The following is a 19,395-nucleotide window of genomic DNA, read 5'->3' on the forward strand; positions in this document are numbered from 1 at the left end:
TATGAATCAAAAAACTAACGATTTTGGACTTTTTATAATGGGTGGAGGTCCTGGAGATCCAGAATTGATCACTATGAAAGCTTTTAATGTGCTAAAAAGAGCAGAAGTTATTCTGTATGATAACTTAAGTAATGAGAAGTTGCTGGAAATTGCACCGAAAAATTGCAAAATGATCTATGTTGGCAAGCAACCTTATGGAAAATACACGCCACAAGAGAAAATAAATGAATTAATTGTCGAAAATGCCCAAAATTATCAGGTAGTGGTGCGTTTAAAGGGTGGAGATCCTTTTATTTTTGGCAGAGGCTTCGAAGAATTGATTTATGCGGAAGCTAGAGGTATTAAATGTCATTATATTCCAGGTATAAGTAGTATGCAGGGCGCAGGTTTTATTGATGTTCCTTTAACACACCGTGGAATCAGTGAAAGTGTTTGGATACTTACCGGAACCAAGAAGGATGGAAATTTAACCAATGATTTAAAGTGTGCCATGAAAAGTTCGGCCACAGTAGTTATATATATGGGTATGAAAAAAGTTGGCGAAATCTCCAAAGCTTATTGTGATGCAGGCCTGGGTAATATGCCTGCGGCAGTTATTCAGCACGCTACCCTGCCAAACCAAAAACAAGTAGTATGTTCAGTGCAAAATTTACAGGAATCTGCTGAACAAGCTGGCTTAACTTATCCTGCTATTATTATTATAGGTAATGTAGTGCAGGCTAAAGCTTATGCGAACTTAAATCAAGGAGAACTTTTATCAGCGTAGAAGGGTTCATTAGTTCATTGGTCCCTGATCATTACTGCATTGGTTAATAGTTTATAGATTCACAGTTGATTGCATATGCGATAACTAAAATCTTAACTCCCTTAAATCTTAATCGTCAGCCAAATAGATTACTGTCTAAACGTAAAAAAAAAGCCCACAAGGTTTAACTTGCAGGCCAATAATTAATATGGGTAGATTAATTTAAGGTCAATTCGATTACCGGGATTTCGAAGTCGGGTTTTTTCTTTGGTAGTTTTAATACCAGGGTATTACCGGTCGATTTTTGGGCATCAATCTGTATTTCAGAGTTGTCATATAAAAACTGCGCGTATTTTGCCTTGTCTTTATATCCATCCAGTGTAATGTAGCCTGTATTTGGATATTCGAACAAATGCACATACAGTTTTTTGGTGTCGTTATTGTAAGTGAGTTTTACTCCTTCAGGCGCTTTAAATTCGGTTGGAGCGAAAGTACAGTGGTAAATGGATTTCGAATTGGCGTGCATCCAAAGGCCTAGACTATCTAAAGCAATATTTGCTCTGTTATCAAACTCACCACGCGCAGTGGGCCCAACATTTAACAGTAAATTTCCTCCATTGGCTACTGAAGTAATCAACAGATCTAATAACTTCCTGTTGCTTTTCCAGGTGTTTTCATCCCTGTGGTAGCCCCACGAGCCTGAAAAGGTTTGGCAGGTTTCCCAAACTTTACCGCGGTATTTTTCCAATTCCTTCGGACTAACCTGTTCTGGTGTTTCGAAATCTGTGCCATCTTCATAATCATTAAGATCCAGGCGGTTATCTACAATAATTTGCGGCTGTAGCTTTCTAATCTGCTTAAGTAGTGCTACCGAACCCCAATCATCACGACCTTTACCATGTTTGCCCGGATAAGAGAAATCTGCCCAAAGAATGTCGATTTTGCCATATTTAGTAAGTAGCTCAGTTACCTGATCGTATAGGTACTTGCGGTATTTGGCCATATCCCTGTTTTTATTCAATACCGCATATTGATCCTCATCGTCTTTATCAGGTCTTAGAGGATGGTACCTATCAACGGGAAAATCGGGGTGGTGCCAATCAATTAGCGAATAATAAAAGCCTACTTTTATACCCTCGGCACGGAAAGCCTCAACAAATTCTTTAACCAAATCTCTTTTAGCTTGTGTATTGGTTGCCTTATAATCAGTGAATTTACTATCAAATAAAGTAAAACCTTCGTGGTGTTTGGTAGTTAGCACGGCATATTTCATGCCTGCTTCTTTAGCTTCTCTGGCCCATTTTTTAGGGTTAAATAAATCAGGATTAAACTGATCGAAGTATTTCTGATAGTTTTCGCTGGTAATGTGTTCATTGCTTTTAACCCACTCGTGACGGGCTGGCAATGCATACAGGCCCCAGTGGATAAACATGCCGAAGCGTGCATCAGTCCACCATTCCATTCTTTTGGTTTTTTGGGCAGCGGTTTCATTGCCTAAGCGTTTTTGAGCAAAACCAGGCAAGGTTATGCCCAGTATGAACAAAGCTGATAAAATTGTTTTTCTCATTTTCGGTTTCTTTTGGTTAGTATATAATATGCTAATTTACTGAGGTATATCCTTGTAAAATGGTGGAATATGAGCAAAATATTAAGTTAAATTGGTTTAAGTTTTTAACGGACAAGGTCGAGGGGATTAAAACTTTGAAGATATTATTCTTGTTTAATTGGTAGTGTTGTAAAACTTAATTTTATAAAGAAACGATGAAAACTCAAAAAACTCCTGCCAAACAAAACAAACAACCAGGGATAGAGGCGAAGATGAATCCAAGGCCTGAAGTAATCAAAGCAAACTATAAGGGAGCAGGGAAACTGAATGATAAGGTTGCCCTGATTACCGGTGGAGATAGTGGCATTGGACGTTCGGTAGCAGTTCATTTTGCAAGGGAAGGTGCCAACGTTGCTATTGTTTATCTGGATGAAGATATTGATGCAAAAGAAACACAGAAAATGGTTGAAGCTGAAGGTAAAACTTGTTTGTTGATCAAAGGGGATGTTAAAAAGCCTTCATTTTGTAGAAAAGCAGTAAAAACAACGGTTAAAAAGTTTGGAAAGATCAATATTTTGATAAATAATGCCGGCATGCAGGTTCCGCAGAAAGATCCAAAAAAGATCGACGATAAACAGTTGGAAGATACCTTCCGTACTAACATATTTGGCTATTTTTATTTTGCGCACGAGGTATTGGAGTATTTTCACGCAGGTGATACCATTATCAATACCACCTCGGTAACGGCTTATCGTTCTTCGCCAAATCTGATCGATTACTCTTCAACAAAAGGAGCAATAACTTCTTTTACACGTTCGCTCGCTACAAATTTAGCCAAAACTGGTATCCGGGTGAACGCTGTGGCACCCGGCCCCGTGTGGACACCTCTCATCGTATCTACTTTTGACGAAAAAAAGATTAAGTCATTTGGATCTGAAACGGCCATGGAAAGGGCAGGGCAACCCTCAGAACTTGGGCCATCTTATGTATTCCTGGCTTCAGACGATGCTTCATTTATTACCGGACAGGTAATCCATGTAAATGGTGGAGAAGTGGTAAATGGTTAATTTCTTTACCTTCGTAATCATATTAAACCATTTCCATGGCATCAGATCAACCTAAAGATTGGCGTTTTAAGCTTCACGAAGTTATTTACGAATCGAATACACCTGCTGGTAAAGCATTTGATGTCGGTTTATTGATTGCCATATTTTCGAGCATCATTGTAGTAATGCTCGATAGTGTGATTGGTATCCATCAGCAATATGGCAAACTGTTTAATATTATGGAATGGATTTTCGCTGCGCTTTTCACAGTCGAATATATTTTAAGATTGGTGAGTATCAGAAAACCGATCAGTTATGTGATCAGTCCATTAGGCATTATCGATCTGATTGCATTGTTACCGTCTTACTTGAGCATCTTTTTTATTGGCGCTCAATCTTTACTGGTTTTTAGGGCACTAAGGCTACTTCGCGTTTTCAGGATATTCAAACTCGGACATTTTTTAACAGAGATTAATTTTTTAACCCAGGCGTTAAAAAACAGTGTAAGAAAAATCAGCATATTCCTGTTAACCGTTTTAACCATCACTGTAATTCTTGGCTCCATTATGTATTTGGTAGAAAAGCGCGAAAATGGATTTTCGAACATCCCCGAAAGCATTTATTGGGCCATCGTTACCATAACAACCGTTGGTTACGGTGATATTTCGCCCATCACGCCATTGGGTAAGTTTGTGGCCTCTGTAGTGATGCTGATCGGTTATGCCATTATCGCTGTTCCTACCGGGATCATTACCCACGATATTGCTGTTGCGGCCAGGCAGAAAAAAGAATTACCAGAATCTTGTCCGAGCTGTAGTAGGGAGGGGCATGATAGCGATGCCTTGTTTTGTAAATATTGTGGGTCTTCTTTGTTTAAATAAAAAATGCCAGATAATTATTAACCTGGCATCTTTATATAACGGAAATAAATTGGCTTATAACATTTCGCTATCTTCATCATCGTATGCATTCGGATCTTTATCCAGTTCTTCTATATCCGATTCGTTATAGTCATCGGTTTCTGTTTCATCATCCTCATCTTCTTCGTCTTCCGGACCTTCTATTTCCTCATTTAATTGTGTGCCTTCGCCATCAGCATATTGCACTTCATCATCTGTATATTCATCGTCTTCAGATGGCTCAGGAGTAGCGTGACCATCTGCCGCATTTCCTTCAGAACGGTTGATCTGGAACTGTTCGATGTTTTGAATTTCTTCTTCTGGTTGATTGTTTTCTAGATTTTCCATAGTAAAAGTCTTTTATAGTAGAACAGATTCAGATCAGATTAAGTTTAGAGAAAATTTTAAATCTTAAACCACTGGTGTTGTAAGATTTTTAAAAGATGGATATGATTTGCTCAAACTTTTTAAATGTTAGAGGGGTTTTACTAATGCATTTACCTTAATTACTTATTATGAAAAACCATGGCAATACCAGGAAAATAGCAATAGTGGGAATGATTATTTCGGCTGCTTCCTTTAATGCTGTTGCAAAAGCAGACTGGCATTATGCAAGATCATTTGATTACATTAATCAACAAGATAGTTTAACCACTCCGCAATTTTTGCAACAGGCGGCTATTGCCGGAATGAAAGAGGTATCGACCGGGAAACTTGCGGCAGAGCAAGCAACAGATCTAAAGATAAAGGCGTTTGGCCAGATAATGGTTGATGATCATACAAAGGCCAATGAAGAATTAAGGTCATTGGCGAAACTTAAGAAAGTAAACTTGCCAATGAGTATGCCGGAAGGTGAAATACGACCAGATGGCAGGGTAGATTCATCACCAGAAAACATGAAAGATACCTCGCGAACCAAAAATGCCGAAGGTGAGGCAGGTAATACTGGTCTGGCTAAAAAAAATGCGAATGGTGCTACTGAAACTGGCGTGACGAATGCGATTGAAAAATTAAATAATTTAAGCGGGGCCTCATTTGATAAAGCTTATATCGAGATGATGGTTATTGATCATCAAAATGCAGTTGCACTATTTGAGAAAGCATCGAAATCTACCGATAGTGATGTTAAAGCATATGCAAATAAATATTTACCAATATTGAAAAAACATTTAAAACATATTAAAGCCCTGGCTAAATAATAGCTTTACGCTATTTAGCATTGTAAACTTGCCTTTATATTCTTCTAAATCGATTTATATTGGTTTGATAAGTTTAAATAATTAATATATTTGCTTATCCCTAACCAAATATATGTCTCCAATAAACCATGATGCAGATGTAGAATTGTTCATCCGTTTACAACAGGATGACCATGCCGCATACGCAGAAATTTATGGTAAGTACAGCAGATTATTATATACACATGCTTATAAAAAGGTAGGCGATAGAGAATTGGCCAAAGATTTAGTGCAGGATTTATTTACTACGCTTTGGGTAAAACGGCATGATATTATCATAAAAACTGCTCCATCGGCGTACCTATATACTGCGCTTAGAAACCGCGTTTTGGATCATGTTGCACATCAAAATGTTGCTTCTGGCTATGTATCTTATTTAGAAAACTACACACTCGAAACAAATGATTTAACTGATCATTTAATCAGGCATAAACAATTAATGCAGCTTATTGAGCAAGAAATTGCTGCCTTGCCAGAAAAAATGCGTCAGGTTTTCGAATTGAGCAGGAAAGAACATTTAAGCCATAAAGAAATTGCGGCCGAACTCGGTATTTCAGAGCAAACGGTGCGGAAACAGATCCAGAACGCACTTAAAATTATGCGCCCTAAACTAAGCGTTATTTTGGCTTTAATTTTTTTATTCGAAAAATAATTGTTTTTTTCTACCCCATAGGGTTTAGTCGCCCGTCTATAGTTTAATGAGCATAAGAAAGGTGTTCAATAAACCAATGCAAACTAACCAAATTCAAGATTTACTTAAAAGATATCTCGCAGGGGAATGTACCGAAGAAGAAAAAGCCTTGGTAGAAAGTTCCTATCTGGATTATCATGCCGATGGCTTTCCTTTAACTGAACATGAAATAGCTGATGATTTGGCGGCAATAGCAGCCAACCTGCCAAAAGAGAAGCAACCCAAAGTCTTTTCATTATTTAAAAAGATGATTGCTGCGGCGGCAGTATTGGTAATTGTGGCATCTGTTGCAATTTATTTTGCTATCCGCCCAAAAAATGAATTTACTGCGAAAATAGCCGATCCTGCGGAAAAGATTTTGCCAGGTACCGATAAAGCGATTTTAACCTTGGCCGATGGGCGTAAGATTATTCTCGATAAAAATGCATCCACATTAGTTTTAGATAGCCTTGCTGGGATACGCATCAAAAAAACAGCCAAAGGAGAACTGGTTTACGAAGTGTTGGATGTTGAAAAAAACGAAACCAATTTAAATGCCTTTAACACGATAGAAACGCCGCGTGGCAGTCAGTACAAGATTATACTGCCTGATGGTACTAATGTTTGGTTAAACGCATCATCATCTTTAAAATATCCTGTAATTTTTGATGGTAAGAAAAGAAATGTAGAACTAAGTGGTGAAGCTTATTTCGAAGTTTATAAAAATAAAGAAATGCCTTTTGTGGTGCATACCCAAACACAAGATGTTCAGGTATTGGGAACGCATTTTAATATCAATGCTTACCCTGATGAAACAGAAACTAAAACCACCTTATTAGAAGGAAAGGTATTGGTGAGCAAAGGTGCTGAAAGTAAAATGATGAAACCGGGCGAGCAGGTGGTCAACTTTAATCAATCGAGGATTTTAGAGCTGAGTACAATGACGGATGCTGCTGAAAGTATCGCCTGGAAAAACGGTTTGTTTTTGTTCAATCATAATAACTTATACTCCATAATGAACCAGATTTCGAGGTGGTACGATATCGAAGTTGATTATGAGGGGGATTTTAACAAGCAATATTATAGCGGAACGATTTCGCGGTTTGGAAAAGTTACCGATGTACTAAGAACAATGGAATTAACCGGTTCAGTGAAATTTAAAATTGTAGGGAGGAGGGTCGTTGTTATGAAATAAGCCATACTTAACCGGCTTAAAAAAGACCCGAAGTGTTTTGAGCCACTTCAGGTCGATTGGACAAGCCAAAAATGCAAATCAAATAAACCTATTTCGACACAAGTTACATTTAACTTACTAACCAAATGTATAAATTTTTTAACACAACTACATGCTGTGGGCAACCCCTCATGTCATTTAAATTTCTCATCCGCATGAAATTTATATTGATTTTAATGTTTGCTTTTGCGGTACAGCTCAATGCAAGTACCCATGCTCAAAACATCAATTTAAGCGTAAATAATGCCTCTATCGATAAAGTTTTAAAGGCCCTGCATTTGCAGAGCAATTATAATTTTTATTACGAAGATGCGCTGATTAAATCTGCCAATCCCATTACGCTAACCGCCATAAACGAACCTTTTTTAAAAGTTTTGGAGAAATGTTTTGCAGGACAGCCTTTTACGTATGTAATCGAACAAAGAACAATCGTATTACGTAAAAGAAATGCGAATCCGCTAGCCGAAAAAGATGAAATTATCATAAAAGGTAAGGTATTGGATGAAACCAATCAGGCCATTCCGGGTGCTACGGTAAAAATTAAAGGCGGTACACTAACAGTTGCTACCAATCCAAATGGAGAATTTACAATCAAAGCGCAGGAAGATGCAACTTTGCTGATCAGTTTTATTGGTTACGATTCGCAAGAAGTGCCCGTCGAAAAAAGAAAAAATTTAACAATTATCTTAAAGCCTGTAAACAATTCTTTAAATGAGGTTGTGGTAGTAGCTTTCGGACAGAAACAGAGAAAGATTGAAACCTTGGGTGCCCAGTCTACCTTAGATGTTGAATCTTTAAAGCAGCCCGTAGCCAATATCTCTACCGTTTTAGCAGGCCGTGTTTCAGGCCTGGTAGGTGTTCAAAGAAGTGGGGAGCCAGGCAGAGATGGGGCCGATTTATGGATCAGGGGCGTAATTACAACGGGCAATAATACGCCGCTTATTTTGGTTGATGGTGTAGAAAGGGCTTTTAGCAATATCGATCCGAATGATATAGAGAGCTTTTCCATTCTGAAGGATGCATCTTCTACATCTGTTTATGGTGTTAGGGGTGCAAACGGCGTAATTTTAATCACAACCAAAAGAGGTAAAGCCGGACGCACAGATATTAATTTAGATTATTACCAGGGACTTACCCAATTTACGCGTGTACCAGAAACAGCAGATGGTGTAACCTATATGCAAATGGCCAATGAGGCCAATACTACGAGAGGTGGAAATCCCATTTATTCTGAAGACCTCATCAACAAAACGTTTACACAGGTAGATCCCTATTTATATCCAAATGTGAACTGGTTTGACGAAATTTTTAATGATTTTGGCCACAACCGCAAAGCAAACTTGAGTATTAGAGGCGGAGGAGAAAAATCTACCTATTATGTTTCTGCAGGTTATTATGATGAAACAGGTTTGTTTAAAACAGATGGATTACAGCAATACAACTCTTCTATTAAATATTCGAGGGTGAATTTCAGTTCAGCTTTAACCTTAAAAGCAACCAAGAGCACCACGATTGATTTAGGAATTAAAGGCTGGTTATCTAACGGGAATTATCCTGGTACAGGTACTAGTGATATTTTTGCGAATTCGCTAAGAACATATCCAATTTTGTATCCGGTAATGTATCCGGATAATAGAGAACCCTTTTTATCTACTGGTGGTGGATTATACAGTTCATACGGGTTACTTACCAACAGAGGTTATTCTACCACCTATGAGAATCAGATCATGTCTGATATTAGAGTTACGCAGGATTTGGGTAGCCTTGTTAAGGGTTTGTCGTCGCATTTATTATACTCATTTGATGCGACCAACACCAATACACTTGCCAGGGGGAAAACGCCGACAACTTATTATGCAACTTCAAGAAATGCAGCTGGTGATCTGGTTTATAGCAGCATTAACCCTGGTCAGGATTATCTTTCGTTTTCAAGATCAAATGGGGGTAGTCGCCAGTTCTATTTGGAAGGCGCTATAAATTATGCCCGTACTTTTGGAAAACATAAATTAGGTGGACTTGCCCTGTATTACCAAAGTGATAAGGTGAGTGCTACGGCTGGAGATTTAATCGGCTCTATCCCTTACCGGAGTTTAGGAGGAGTGGGAAGGGCCACTTATTCTTATGATGACCGTTATTTGGCCGAAGTTACCTTTGGTTATAACGGAGCCGAAAATTTTGCTCCTGATAAACGTTATGGTTTCTTTCCTTCTTATGCGGTTGGATGGGTAATTTCTAACGAAAAGTTTTATGGTAATGCTAACCAGATCTTCCAATTGATAAAACTGAGAGCTTCTTATGGAACTGTAGGAAGCAGTAACATTGGAGGAAGGCGTTTTTCTTACATAGGAACAGTAGGTAATACAACTGGTGCATATCAATATGGTCAGGTTAGAGGGGATAATGTGCTTCAGGGAATAGATATTGCCGATTACCCGGTAGATGCCACCTGGGAAACTGAAAAAGATTTAAATCTGGGCTTAGAACTTAAAACCTGGAACAATGCGCTGAGCCTACAGTTTGACGTATTTAGCCGTAAACGTGATAATATTTTTACCGTGAGAAAAGGTGTTCCTGATTTTGTGGGCGTTAGAAATAACCTGTTGGGTAATTTAGGTAAAACAGAGGCAAAAGGAATCGATTTTACAGGGAATTTTGATAAAAATTTCGGTGTTTTTTCAATGTCTTTGCAAGGTACGTTTACCTATAATAAAAATAAAGTGATCGAAGATGATTCGCCTGTCCCAGCATTTCCTTGGCAGGAATCAAGAGGCCGATCTGTTTTTACAAGAACAGGATACATTGCCGATGGATTTTATACACAAGCAGAAATAGATAACCCTGCAGTAGCCAGAACTACTGGCGTAGTGCAAGCCGGTGATCTGAAATTCAGAGATTTAAATGGTGATGGGGCCATCAATGCCGACGATCGGACATTCATTGGTAAAGATCAGGTGCCTCAGATATTATATGGTTTTGGTGGAACATTTGGCTATAAAGGCTTTTCGTTAGGCGCGTTTTTTCAGGGTACGGGATCAGTTGATTTTTATTTCGCGAATGAGTTTATGCCATTTAGAAACGGTTCGGCAAAAGGAAGTTTGTATGCCAATGTATTAGATCGCTGGACCCCTCAAAACCCAAGGCAAGATGCTTTTTACCCGCGTCTTTCATACGGTGCAGATATCAACCAAAATTATGCTACAAACAGCCACTTTTTAATCAATGGACGTTTCCTCAGACTTAAAACCCTGGATTTCGGCTATACCTTTAAAAAGGAAGCCATTTCATTTATGGGCTTGCAGAAACTCAGGCTGTATTTCATCGGTTATAACCTCTTTACCATAAGTCCTTTTAAATACTGGGACCCTGAGTTAGGAGGTGGTACAGATTCCGGACCCAGAAGTTCTGGGACTTCCTATCCCAATATCAAAACCTACAGTTTAGGTGTAAGTGCTACTTTTTAATTTTAAAATCCTTAGGATATGAAAAGAAATATATTTTTAAAAGCAGCTCTCATTTTAGTGTTGATCTGCTCTTTAACCGCCTGTAAAAAATTCCTCGATCAGGTACCTGATGACAAACAGACCATTGATGATGTTTTCAAAAAGAAAATTGAATCTGAGAAATATCTGGCTGGAATTTACACCTATATCAAATCAAACAGTGATTGGAATCTAGGAAGTCCATGGGAAGGTTTATCGGATGAGGCTGATGTAACCTACAACGATTATCCAACTTATTCGATGAATTTGGGCAACTGGGATAAAAACCGTGGAGATTATAATTTATGGATCTATTATTATCAGGGGATCCGCAGGGCATCTTATTTTATGCAACGTGTACCCGAAAATCCCGAAATCGAACCACAATTAATTAAACAGTATGTAGCCGAAGCAAGGGCATTAAGGGCCTATTTTTATTCTTGTCTCATTGCTCAATATGGGCCTGTAATCATATTACCAGATCTGCCTATTCCACCAGATGCATCTATCGAAGATTTTAGTTTTCCAAGAAATAGCTATGATGAATGTGTCAATTATATTGTTTCAGAACTGGATAAAGCCATTGCAGATTTACCCGTTTCGCAGGGCAATACCCGCGAGTTTGGTCGATGGAAAAAAGGAATGGCCCTGGCTGTTAAATCACGTACCCTGTTGTATGCAGCAAGCCCTTTGTATAATGGGAATACCGATTATGCCGGTTTTAAGAATTTGGATGGAAAGGTGTTGATCAACCAGACATTTGATGCGAATAAATGGAAAAGAGCTGCTGATGCATCAAAAGAGCTAATAGATATGCCTGATTATAGTTTGTATAAAGAACTGGATGCAGGTGGAAATATTAAACCTTACGAATCGCTTAAAAATCTTTGGCTTAAAGATTGGAATTCGGAAGTTATCCTTTGCCGGTTGGTAGATGATAAACTGTATTCTATTGATAAAAACGGTTCGCCTTATATTCTGGGCGGATGGTCGTCCTGGGGAGCCACACAACAGGCGGTTGATGCATTTTTTACAGCAAACGGAAGATCGATAGATGATCCGGCTTCAGGTTATACCGAAGTTGGAACTACTTCCACTGCGAATAATTACTATGCAGCAGGCACTTCAAACATGTATGTGAACAGAGAACCTCGTTTTTATGTCAACATTACTTTCAACTTGAGCAAATGGATCAATAATGCCAGTAATAACAATAGCGGAACGGGACCATCGCCAATAACGATTCAATTGTATAAAGGAGGGAATAGTGGTCAGTACACAGGGCGTAACTGGTCTAGAACAGGTTATGTTGTTCGTAAGATGGTTAATCCAAACAGCAAAGTAGGACCCGATCAAATTGCGGACAGAGCAGAAATCATTTTCAGGTTAGGCGAAATCTACCTTAATTATGCTGAAGCACTGAACGAGTATACCCCAGGAAATGCCGATATTAAAAAATACATTAACTTAATCAGAGAACGTGCAGGAATTCCTCAATATGGTTCGGCAGCCAATCAGGTGCCGGAACCTACAAACCAGGCGGCCTGGCGAGATGCCATTCGGAAAGAAAGAAGGGTTGAACTCGCTTTTGAGAGTTTTCGGTATTTTGATACCCGTAGGTGGAAAATAGCGGATCAAACAGATGGCGGACCTTTTTATGGAATGGATGTTAATGCCACAACCTCTGCTGATTTTCAAAAAAGAGTAGTATTTGAGAATAGGGTCTTCTTGAAGAAAAACTACCTATGGAACATCATTCAATCAGAATTGAACAAAGACAAAAAACTTGTAGGCAACCCAGGCTGGTAATCCAATTTTAATAGATCATAAAATGAACAGAATATTTAAAAACAAATATGCTATGGGCATGCTTTGCCTGTTATTCTTATTCTCTTGTAAAAAGGATCGGATAGATAATGTAACCACAACCATCACACAGCCAACACTTAGTGCGCCAGCAAATAATATGGTAATAAACCTGAGTCCCTCGAGCAATGCGGTAGTTACGTTTGAATGGAACGCGGCAACAACGGGGAATTATACCTTAGCATTTTATAAAGTTGTTTTCGATAAAGAAAGCGGCGATTTTTCAAAACCAGTTTATACAGGGATTCCCGCAAAGGTAGGCGTCGATAATAAATTGTCATTATCTCACAAAGAAATGAACAAAATTGCGGCTGCGGCTGGTATTGTCGAATTAGCCAGCGGTAAGGTTAAATGGCAGGTTATCGCTTCTAATGGTGTTATTGCAGCTACTTCTGGTGCTGGTATAATCGAACTGAAACGTCCGGCTGGTTTTGCAGAAAACCCTGCTACTGTTTTTATATCGGGTGCCGCAAGTGAGGGAGGAACAGATTTAACCAAAGCACAGCCTTTCAAAAAAATATCAGATGGTGTGTTCGAAATCTATACAGCCTTAAATGCCGGCAGTTATAAATTGGTTGATAAGATTACGGGATCAGCATTAACTTTCGTTATCGATGCCGGTGTGATAAAACAAGGAACAGAAGTGGTCAGTCCGGCTACCGCTAAAACAGTGTACCGCATCAATCTCGATTTCAATAAATCAGCAGCAACCTTTACCGAAATTCAGTCGGTTGGGTTATGGTTTTCGGGTTATAATAAAATTCAGAACACTTTAACTTACGATGCCGCAGGAGTTTGGAAAGCGACAGATGTACCCATTGTTTGGAAAACAGAATCCTGGGGTAAAGATGAACGCTATAAATTTAGGGTTACTGAAAAAGATGCAGCTGGCACAGTAACGGTTAAAAACTGGGGTAGCTCGGTTAAGGATAATGTAAGGGCAACATCTTCTAGTCCGGCAAGTTATTTTTTGCTAAAAGAAGTGGATAATTCGCAATACGATTATACCTACAAATTTGCAGCAGAAGCACAGAAAACAGATATCGAGTTCAGGCTGCAATCGACTGCCGATTACACCCATAAAGTAACTTTTAAATAAAATTCACGGCGGTTTTCCGATACGATTAACCGCCATAACTTTCCATGCCATGAAATTATTTTCGAAATATATAATACTTAGCGGGCTGCTTATTACGATGTGTTTTTTAGCCTGTAAAAAAGATAAAACCTCGGTAACGCCACCAGAACCTGTTGCACCACCGGTAGTGGTTGATTGGGCAAAAGCTGCAGACGATGCACAGCTTGCATTGGATGTTCAATTTTACAACACCAGCCAAAACTATTATAACCAAAACAACGATGGTAATGTGGGCTTTAATTATTGGTGGAATGCCCATGCCCTGGATGTACATGTTGATGCCTACAGAAGAACAAAAGATGCCAAGTATCTTGCTAAAATGAAAGCTTTGCTAAAAGGTTGTTACGTTAAAAATGGCAATACCTACAAAAATACTTTTTACGATGATATGGAATGGTGGGCATTGGCCTGTTTAAGGGCTTATGATGCAACTGGAGATATTGAATACAAGCAGGCTGCAGATCAGCTTTGGGGCTGGATCAAAGTAGGGTGGACTACGGTAAAAAACGGGGGGATTATGTGGGCATCAGGCTCTGCAGATTCAAAAAATGCTTGCTCCAATGCCCCGGCAGCTATTATTGCTGCCAGAATGTACCAATTGGATAAAAAAGCTGATGATTTGGAATGGGCAAAAAAGATTTATACCTGGATGAAGGCCTATTTAGTTGAACCTGCAAGAGGGGTGGTTTGGGATGCCTATGGAAATACCAGCGAAGGCGCACTATATACCTATAATCAAGGTACATGGCTTGGTGCTGGTTTAGAACTTTATCTCATTACCAAAGATCAAACTTATTTAGACGATGCCGTTCGGAATGCAAATTATATCATGAACGATGCAACCAAATTCTCGCCAAACGGCATTTTAAAAGGCGAAAACTCTGGTGATGGCGGTCTTTTTAAAGGGATTTTTATCCGATACATGGCGCAGCTTTTATTAAAAAAAGCAGTTGATGATTACACCAAACAGCTTTACTTAAAGTATTTAAAAAACAATGGTCAAAGTTTATACACTAAAGCCCTCCGAACGCCAGAGAATATGTTTGGATCTGATTGGGTGAGTAAACCCAGTTCGAAAACCGGAGATTGTTCAGTTCAACTGAGCGCTATTATGCTGCTCGAAACATTGGACGAACTGAAAAGAGCAGGCATTGTACAATAATTTAATTGAATATACGTGAGCAAAAAAATCAAAATATTATGTACGCTCTTAATGTTGCCTGCAATATTGTTTGCAGGTAACATTAGCTTAAAACCTGTATCTACCTATCCTTTACCGTCAATTTATACAAAATCACTTATATTTAATCTGGCAGTTTCGGACATAGATATTCCGGTGGTTAATTATACTGAAAAATATGATTATGTCCATTTTTTGATGGCTGCAGAAACGGCTGAAATGACCGTTTCTTTGTCCGATGAAGACATTACAACATATAATATTTGTCCTAAAAATTAAATATTAATGCCAAGTCCAAGGCAAAACAGTTAACCTTTACCATCCGTAAGGGAGATTACCTCATCGTTAAGATCAACAAAAAGAAGGAGCTCGTAATTGTGGCCGATGCTCAGGTTAAAAAGAAGCCAAAGTCGAGCGGGAAAGGTATTTTTAATGTGCTAGGGCCGGTTTATCATGCAGATTCGACTGGAAAAACTTTAACAACCAACCCCATACAGAATGCCATAAATGATGCTTCAGCCTATAAAAATGGGACTGTTTACATTCCAGCTGGTGTATATAAAGTGGGTAATATTGAACTTAAGAGCAATACTGCCATTTATCTGGAAGAAGGAGCGGTACTGCTTTTTTCGGGCAAAGCCGAAGATTATACCATAAATGCAAGAAAAGATTCTCAGAAAAGAAACATTACCTGGTGGATTTATACCAAAATGGGTGCTAAGCACATTAAATTATTTGGCAATGGTACTTTAGATGGTAATGGCAAATTTGCCACAGAAAAGGGAAAAATCGGAAATCACATCCTCGCTATAATGGGTGCCGAGGATTTTGCCCTTGATGGATTGATTATCCGTAATTCTGGTGCCTGGGCAATTATTCCAACGCGGTCTAGAAATGTCGTATTGAAAAACTTTAAACTCTTTAACCGGTTCGATATGGGCGAAAACGATGGTGTAGATGTTATCGAATCCGAAAATGTGTTAGTTAAACATGCCATTGGTATCGCGCTTGATGATCCTTTCTCTACAAAAACCTGGGAACAAAATACCGATCTCTGCAGAAATTGGCCAGGTAGCCCAAAAGCACAAAAGAATATTGTTTTTGAAGATTGTATTTCGTGGACTTACTGTTATGGTTTTAAGATCGGGCAAGGCGTAATGCAACTACAAAGCAATATCAAGTTTAAAAACTGTGTGGTTTACGATGCTGCCGTGGGCATTGGGATTCACCATAAATGGGGAACTGCTTTTGTTAAAAATGTAGTTTTTGATGGGATTGATATCGAAAGGTTAAGTTATCAAAATGACGACCACAGAACCTGGGCCATATTTTTTATGCAAAATGGCGATAAGAAAGGAAGCGGGCCTATTTCCAACATCACAGTTAAAAATATTGTGGTTAGAGATGCAGGTAAATCTCCTGGTAAAATTAAAGGAGTAAGTGAAGTAAATTGTATTAGTCGATTAATATTCAGTAATATAAAAATGCCTGGTTTAAGCTTGCCTGCCCAAAATTTAAAAGAATTAAGAATGACAGATATTGCTTTTGCTGATGATATCAAAGTATCAGCCCGGTAACATAATAAATTAAACCAATGAAAAAGATTAATTTAATTTTTCTAATTATTGCCTCTATTTCAATTTGTACACAAACCTTTGCTCAGAACAAATATTTTAAAGATTGGCCAAAAGGTACCGCTCCATTAGAAATAGGGAACAAATTAAGCAAACACTATTTAGAAACGCCACATACCAATTTTGGTTTTTCAGCACCACCAGGCTCAATCACTTACTCAGAGGTGTGTGCTTGGTATGGTGCGCTAAAATTCGCCTCAACTATAGGCGATAAAGCAATGGCAGATAAGTTAGAGCAGCGTTTCCGGCCTTTATTATATGAGAAAAAGAACCTTCAGCCCAGGCCAGATCATGTTGATCCCAATATTTTCGGTTCATTGCCATTAGAACTTTATATTCAATACAAAATTCCTGTGTATTTAGACATGGGAAAATGGTTTGCCGATCAGCAATGGACAATGCCTGCAAAACCAAAACCGGAATATAGCGCATTGTTGGATAAGGGTTTGTCGTGGCAAACGCGTATGTGGATAGATGATATGTATATGATCACCAATATTCAGGCTCAAGCCTATCGTGCTACAGGCGACCGGAAATACATTGACCGGGCAGCGCATGAAATGGCGGTTTATTTAGATTCGATTCAACGCCCAAATGGATTGTTTTACCATGCGCCCGATGTGCCTTTTTTCTGGGGAAGAGGAAATGGTTGGATGGCTGCGGGTATGACTGAACTGTTAAGTTCGCTACCGAAAGATAACCCCGACAGACCAAAGATATTGAAAGCCTATCAGACCATGATGGGCAGTTTAAAGCAATATCAAACCGAAGATGGAATGTGGTTGCAGTTGGTTGATGATAAGGCCAGTTGGCCAGAAACATCAGGCAGTGCCATGTTTACTTTTGCCTTTATTACCGGTATAAAAAAAGGCTGGTTAAAAGAAGAAGAATTTGGCCCATCGGCTCGCAAGGCCTGGATTGCGTTAACCAAATACATCAACACCAACGGAGATGTGAGAGAAGTTTGTCAGGGTACAAATAAAGAAAATAACCGGCAATATTATTTAGACCGCCAAAGAATTACCGGAGATATGCATGGTCAGGCACCTGTTTTATGGTGCAGCTTTGCATTGTTAACAAAATAATAGATGTATCAGATATGAGAAATATTGTTTTGGGGGTAGATATTGGCGGGTCGCATATTACGGCTGCGATTATCAATTTAAAAAATAGAACTATAGTGGAAAATACCTGGCGGCGTGATCGAATTGATGCAAATGGTACAGCAAACGAAATATTAAACGGCTGGGCAAATACCCTACAACATTGTATGGCCGCCTATAACGTTAAGCCAGCGAAAATTAAGATTGCCATACCCGGACCTATGGATTATAAAAGCGGAATCTGTTTAATTAAAGACCAAGAAAAGTTCCGATCGCTTTATGGTTTAAATATCAAGCATTTATTGGCAGAAGAAATTAATTTTGAAGCAGATAAAATCAGCTTTTTGAATGATGCGGCCTGTTTTTTAAAAGGAGAACTGTACAGCGGTAGCTTATACGGTTTCGATAAAGCAATTGGTTTAACATTGGGAACAGGCTTGGGTACATCTCACATTGCAAGAGGCAAAGCGCGCGATTCTGATTTATGGAAAATGCCGTTTTTAACTGGAATTGCTGAAGATTATATCTCTACACGCTGGTTCGTAAAACGATTCTACGAATTGAGTAACCTGCAGATTACGGATGTTAAAGATTTGATTGATAACCATTCAAAATCTCCTTATTTTGATGTTATTTTTCGCGAATTCAGTTACAATCTGGCTAAATTCATATATAAGTTTATTAAAAAGAAAATGCCTGTAGCTGCTGTAATCGGAGGGAATATTGCACTCGCTGAAGATTATTTTATAGAAGAAACCCGTAAACAGCTGGCCGAAATGATGGGCTATAGTTTCCCTGTTAAAAAATCAGCGCTAGGTGAAAAAGCAACCCTGTTAGGTGCCAGTGCAAGTACGTAATTTATTAGAATAAATGAATAGAAGAAAAGCAATAAAAGGATCGCTTGCCGTGCTTTCATCAGCATTGATGGTTAAATCAGGCTATGTTTATGCTTTAAGCCTCCAGGTTAACAGCGATTCATCAGATCCTAGGGTTATAAATGCAGGGATAGGCGGAAACAATACGATAGATCTTTTAAATAGGATTGACCAGGATTGTTTAACAAAACATCCTAAATTAACCATTTTGATGGTAGGTACCAATGATATGAATAGTGTTAAACATGTACCAATTGCTCAATATGAAAATAATTTAAGCACTTTGGTGAAAAAAATAAAATCTTCAGGAAGCAAAGTATTACTGATGACGATTTTGCCTATGTATGCTGAGCATTTACTTACCCGTCATCCTGCTTCATTTTATGAGCCAGAAGGAGTACAAGGAAGACGCAAACAGGTAAATGATGTGGTCAGAAAAGTTGCTGATCAGCAAAAAATTGATTTCCTTGATTTAGGCCATCGGTTTTCAGCCATCGGGAAAATAGGAACAGATAAAGATTCATTGATCCAGAATGTAGCAAACAGCAATAAAACTGATGGTATACATCCAACGGCGAATGGTTATCGGTTTATTGGCTTGAGTGTTTACGATTATATTATCGACCATCGGCTTCCGAAAACAGATATTGTTTGTTTCGGAGATAGTATTACCAAAGGAGACGGAACGATAGATAGAGACAGTTATCCAGCATATTTAAAGAAACTTTTAACTCAAGAATGA

Annotated in this window: 17 protein-coding genes; 15 read left to right on the forward strand and 2 right to left on the reverse strand. The window is 38.7% G+C overall.

Annotated features, from left to right (window positions below; all coding sequences use genetic code 11):
• The first annotated feature begins 1 nt into the window (after position 1).
• On the forward strand, positions 2-766 hold the full coding sequence (gene cobA / locus AC07VK_RS04095) for a uroporphyrinogen-III C-methyltransferase (RefSeq protein WP_492958533.1): 765 nt from the start codon (positions 2-4) through the stop codon (positions 764-766).
• Between the two features lie 196 nt (positions 767-962).
• On the opposite strand, the gene AC07VK_RS04100 is transcribed toward cobA, so the two are convergent.
• Positions 963-2,312, reverse strand: coding sequence for an alpha-L-fucosidase (locus AC07VK_RS04100; protein ID WP_492958535.1), 1,350 nt, complete (start codon positions 2,310-2,312; stop codon positions 963-965).
• Positions 2,313-2,506: 194 nt separating this feature from the next.
• On the opposite strand from AC07VK_RS04100, the gene AC07VK_RS04105 reads away from it, so the two are divergent.
• The gene (locus AC07VK_RS04105; RefSeq protein ID WP_492958537.1) at positions 2,507-3,358 is read left to right on the forward strand and encodes an SDR family oxidoreductase; all 852 of its coding nucleotides are present in this window, start codon (positions 2,507-2,509) and stop codon (positions 3,356-3,358) included.
• Between the two features lie 35 nt (positions 3,359-3,393).
• Positions 3,394-4,218 (forward strand): ion transporter, encoded by an 825-nt coding sequence (locus tag AC07VK_RS04110; RefSeq protein ID WP_492958539.1) that lies wholly within the window; start codon positions 3,394-3,396, stop codon positions 4,216-4,218.
• A 54-nt stretch (positions 4,219-4,272) separates the two neighbouring features.
• Here the strand turns inward: AC07VK_RS04110 and AC07VK_RS04115 are convergent, their stop codons facing one another.
• Entirely contained in the window at positions 4,273-4,584 is a 312-nt protein-coding gene (locus tag AC07VK_RS04115; protein ID WP_492958541.1) for a hypothetical protein, read from the reverse strand.
• 167 nt (positions 4,585-4,751) lie between these two features.
• Here AC07VK_RS04115 and AC07VK_RS04120 point away from each other — a divergent pair, with 167 nt between their 5' ends.
• The 12 genes from AC07VK_RS04120 (at position 4,752) to AC07VK_RS04175 (ending at position 19,395) form a co-directional block, all read left to right on the forward strand.
• The gene (locus AC07VK_RS04120; protein ID WP_492958543.1) at positions 4,752-5,435 is read left to right on the forward strand and encodes a DUF4142 domain-containing protein; all 684 of its coding nucleotides are present in this window, start codon (positions 4,752-4,754) and stop codon (positions 5,433-5,435) included.
• 112 nt (positions 5,436-5,547) lie between these two features.
• On the forward strand, positions 5,548-6,126 hold the full coding sequence (locus AC07VK_RS04125; RefSeq protein ID WP_492958545.1) for an RNA polymerase sigma factor: 579 nt from the start codon (positions 5,548-5,550) through the stop codon (positions 6,124-6,126).
• A 76-nt stretch (positions 6,127-6,202) separates the two neighbouring features.
• Positions 6,203-7,339 carry a FecR family protein gene (locus tag AC07VK_RS04130; protein ID WP_492958547.1) on the forward strand — a complete coding sequence of 379 codons (1,137 nt, stop codon included), beginning with the start codon at positions 6,203-6,205 and terminating at the stop codon, positions 7,337-7,339.
• A gap of 194 nt (positions 7,340-7,533) precedes the next feature.
• Positions 7,534-10,839: a SusC/RagA family TonB-linked outer membrane protein gene (locus AC07VK_RS04135; protein ID WP_492958549.1), complete on the forward strand. Its 3,306-nt coding sequence runs from the start codon at positions 7,534-7,536 to the stop codon at positions 10,837-10,839.
• A gap of 18 nt (positions 10,840-10,857) precedes the next feature.
• Positions 10,858-12,666: a RagB/SusD family nutrient uptake outer membrane protein gene (locus AC07VK_RS04140; protein WP_492953400.1), complete on the forward strand. Its 1,809-nt coding sequence runs from the start codon at positions 10,858-10,860 to the stop codon at positions 12,664-12,666.
• A gap of 22 nt (positions 12,667-12,688) precedes the next feature.
• Positions 12,689-13,822 (forward strand): SusE domain-containing protein, encoded by a 1,134-nt coding sequence (locus AC07VK_RS04145; protein ID WP_492958551.1) that lies wholly within the window; start codon positions 12,689-12,691, stop codon positions 13,820-13,822.
• A 49-nt stretch (positions 13,823-13,871) separates the two neighbouring features.
• On the forward strand, positions 13,872-15,023 hold the full coding sequence (locus tag AC07VK_RS04150) for a glycoside hydrolase family 76 protein (RefSeq protein ID WP_492958553.1): 1,152 nt from the start codon (positions 13,872-13,874) through the stop codon (positions 15,021-15,023).
• 15 nt (positions 15,024-15,038) lie between these two features.
• Complete coding sequence (locus tag AC07VK_RS04155) at positions 15,039-15,320, forward strand: hypothetical protein (RefSeq protein WP_492958555.1); 282 nt, start codon at positions 15,039-15,041, stop codon at positions 15,318-15,320.
• 98 nt (positions 15,321-15,418) lie between these two features.
• Complete coding sequence (locus AC07VK_RS04160) at positions 15,419-16,618, forward strand: glycoside hydrolase family 28 protein (RefSeq protein ID WP_492958557.1); 1,200 nt, start codon at positions 15,419-15,421, stop codon at positions 16,616-16,618.
• Positions 16,619-16,635: 17 nt separating this feature from the next.
• The gene (locus AC07VK_RS04165) at positions 16,636-17,760 is read left to right on the forward strand and encodes a glycoside hydrolase family 88/105 protein (protein ID WP_492958559.1); all 1,125 of its coding nucleotides are present in this window, start codon (positions 16,636-16,638) and stop codon (positions 17,758-17,760) included.
• A gap of 14 nt (positions 17,761-17,774) precedes the next feature.
• Entirely contained in the window at positions 17,775-18,635 is an 861-nt protein-coding gene (locus AC07VK_RS04170) for an ROK family protein (RefSeq protein WP_492958561.1), read from the forward strand.
• 13 nt (positions 18,636-18,648) lie between these two features.
• Positions 18,649-19,395 carry an SGNH/GDSL hydrolase family protein gene (locus AC07VK_RS04175; protein ID WP_492958563.1) on the forward strand — a complete coding sequence of 249 codons (747 nt, stop codon included), beginning with the start codon at positions 18,649-18,651 and terminating at the stop codon, positions 19,393-19,395.

It is taken from the genome of Pedobacter sp. GW821-FHT01D05, assembly GCF_059422505.1.

Excerpts from the sequence above, each read along its gene's own strand:
- cobA (WP_492958533.1), top strand. The coding sequence starts at position 2 with ATGAATCAAAAAACTAACGATTTTGGACTTTTTATAATGGGTGGAGGT.
- AC07VK_RS04105 (WP_492958537.1), top strand. The coding sequence starts at position 2,507 with ATGAAAACTCAAAAAACTCCTGCCAAACAAAACAAACAACCAGGGATA.
- AC07VK_RS04170 (WP_492958561.1), top strand. The coding sequence starts at position 17,775 with ATGAGAAATATTGTTTTGGGGGTAGATATTGGCGGGTCGCATATTACG.
- AC07VK_RS04115 (WP_492958541.1), bottom strand. The coding sequence starts at position 4,584 with ATGGAAAATCTAGAAAACAATCAACCAGAAGAAGAAATTCAAAACATC.
- AC07VK_RS04140 (WP_492953400.1), top strand. The coding sequence starts at position 10,858 with ATGAAAAGAAATATATTTTTAAAAGCAGCTCTCATTTTAGTGTTGATC.
- AC07VK_RS04125 (WP_492958545.1), top strand. The coding sequence starts at position 5,548 with ATGTCTCCAATAAACCATGATGCAGATGTAGAATTGTTCATCCGTTTA.
- AC07VK_RS04175 (WP_492958563.1), top strand. The coding sequence starts at position 18,649 with ATGAATAGAAGAAAAGCAATAAAAGGATCGCTTGCCGTGCTTTCATCA.
- AC07VK_RS04110 (WP_492958539.1), top strand. The coding sequence starts at position 3,394 with ATGGCATCAGATCAACCTAAAGATTGGCGTTTTAAGCTTCACGAAGTT.
- AC07VK_RS04100 (WP_492958535.1), bottom strand. The coding sequence starts at position 2,312 with ATGAGAAAAACAATTTTATCAGCTTTGTTCATACTGGGCATAACCTTG.
- AC07VK_RS04145 (WP_492958551.1), top strand. The coding sequence starts at position 12,689 with ATGAACAGAATATTTAAAAACAAATATGCTATGGGCATGCTTTGCCTG.
- AC07VK_RS04165 (WP_492958559.1), top strand. The coding sequence starts at position 16,636 with ATGAAAAAGATTAATTTAATTTTTCTAATTATTGCCTCTATTTCAATT.
- AC07VK_RS04135 (WP_492958549.1), top strand. The coding sequence starts at position 7,534 with ATGAAATTTATATTGATTTTAATGTTTGCTTTTGCGGTACAGCTCAAT.
- AC07VK_RS04120 (WP_492958543.1), top strand. The coding sequence starts at position 4,752 with ATGAAAAACCATGGCAATACCAGGAAAATAGCAATAGTGGGAATGATT.
- AC07VK_RS04150 (WP_492958553.1), top strand. The coding sequence starts at position 13,872 with ATGAAATTATTTTCGAAATATATAATACTTAGCGGGCTGCTTATTACG.
- AC07VK_RS04130 (WP_492958547.1), top strand. The coding sequence starts at position 6,203 with ATGCAAACTAACCAAATTCAAGATTTACTTAAAAGATATCTCGCAGGG.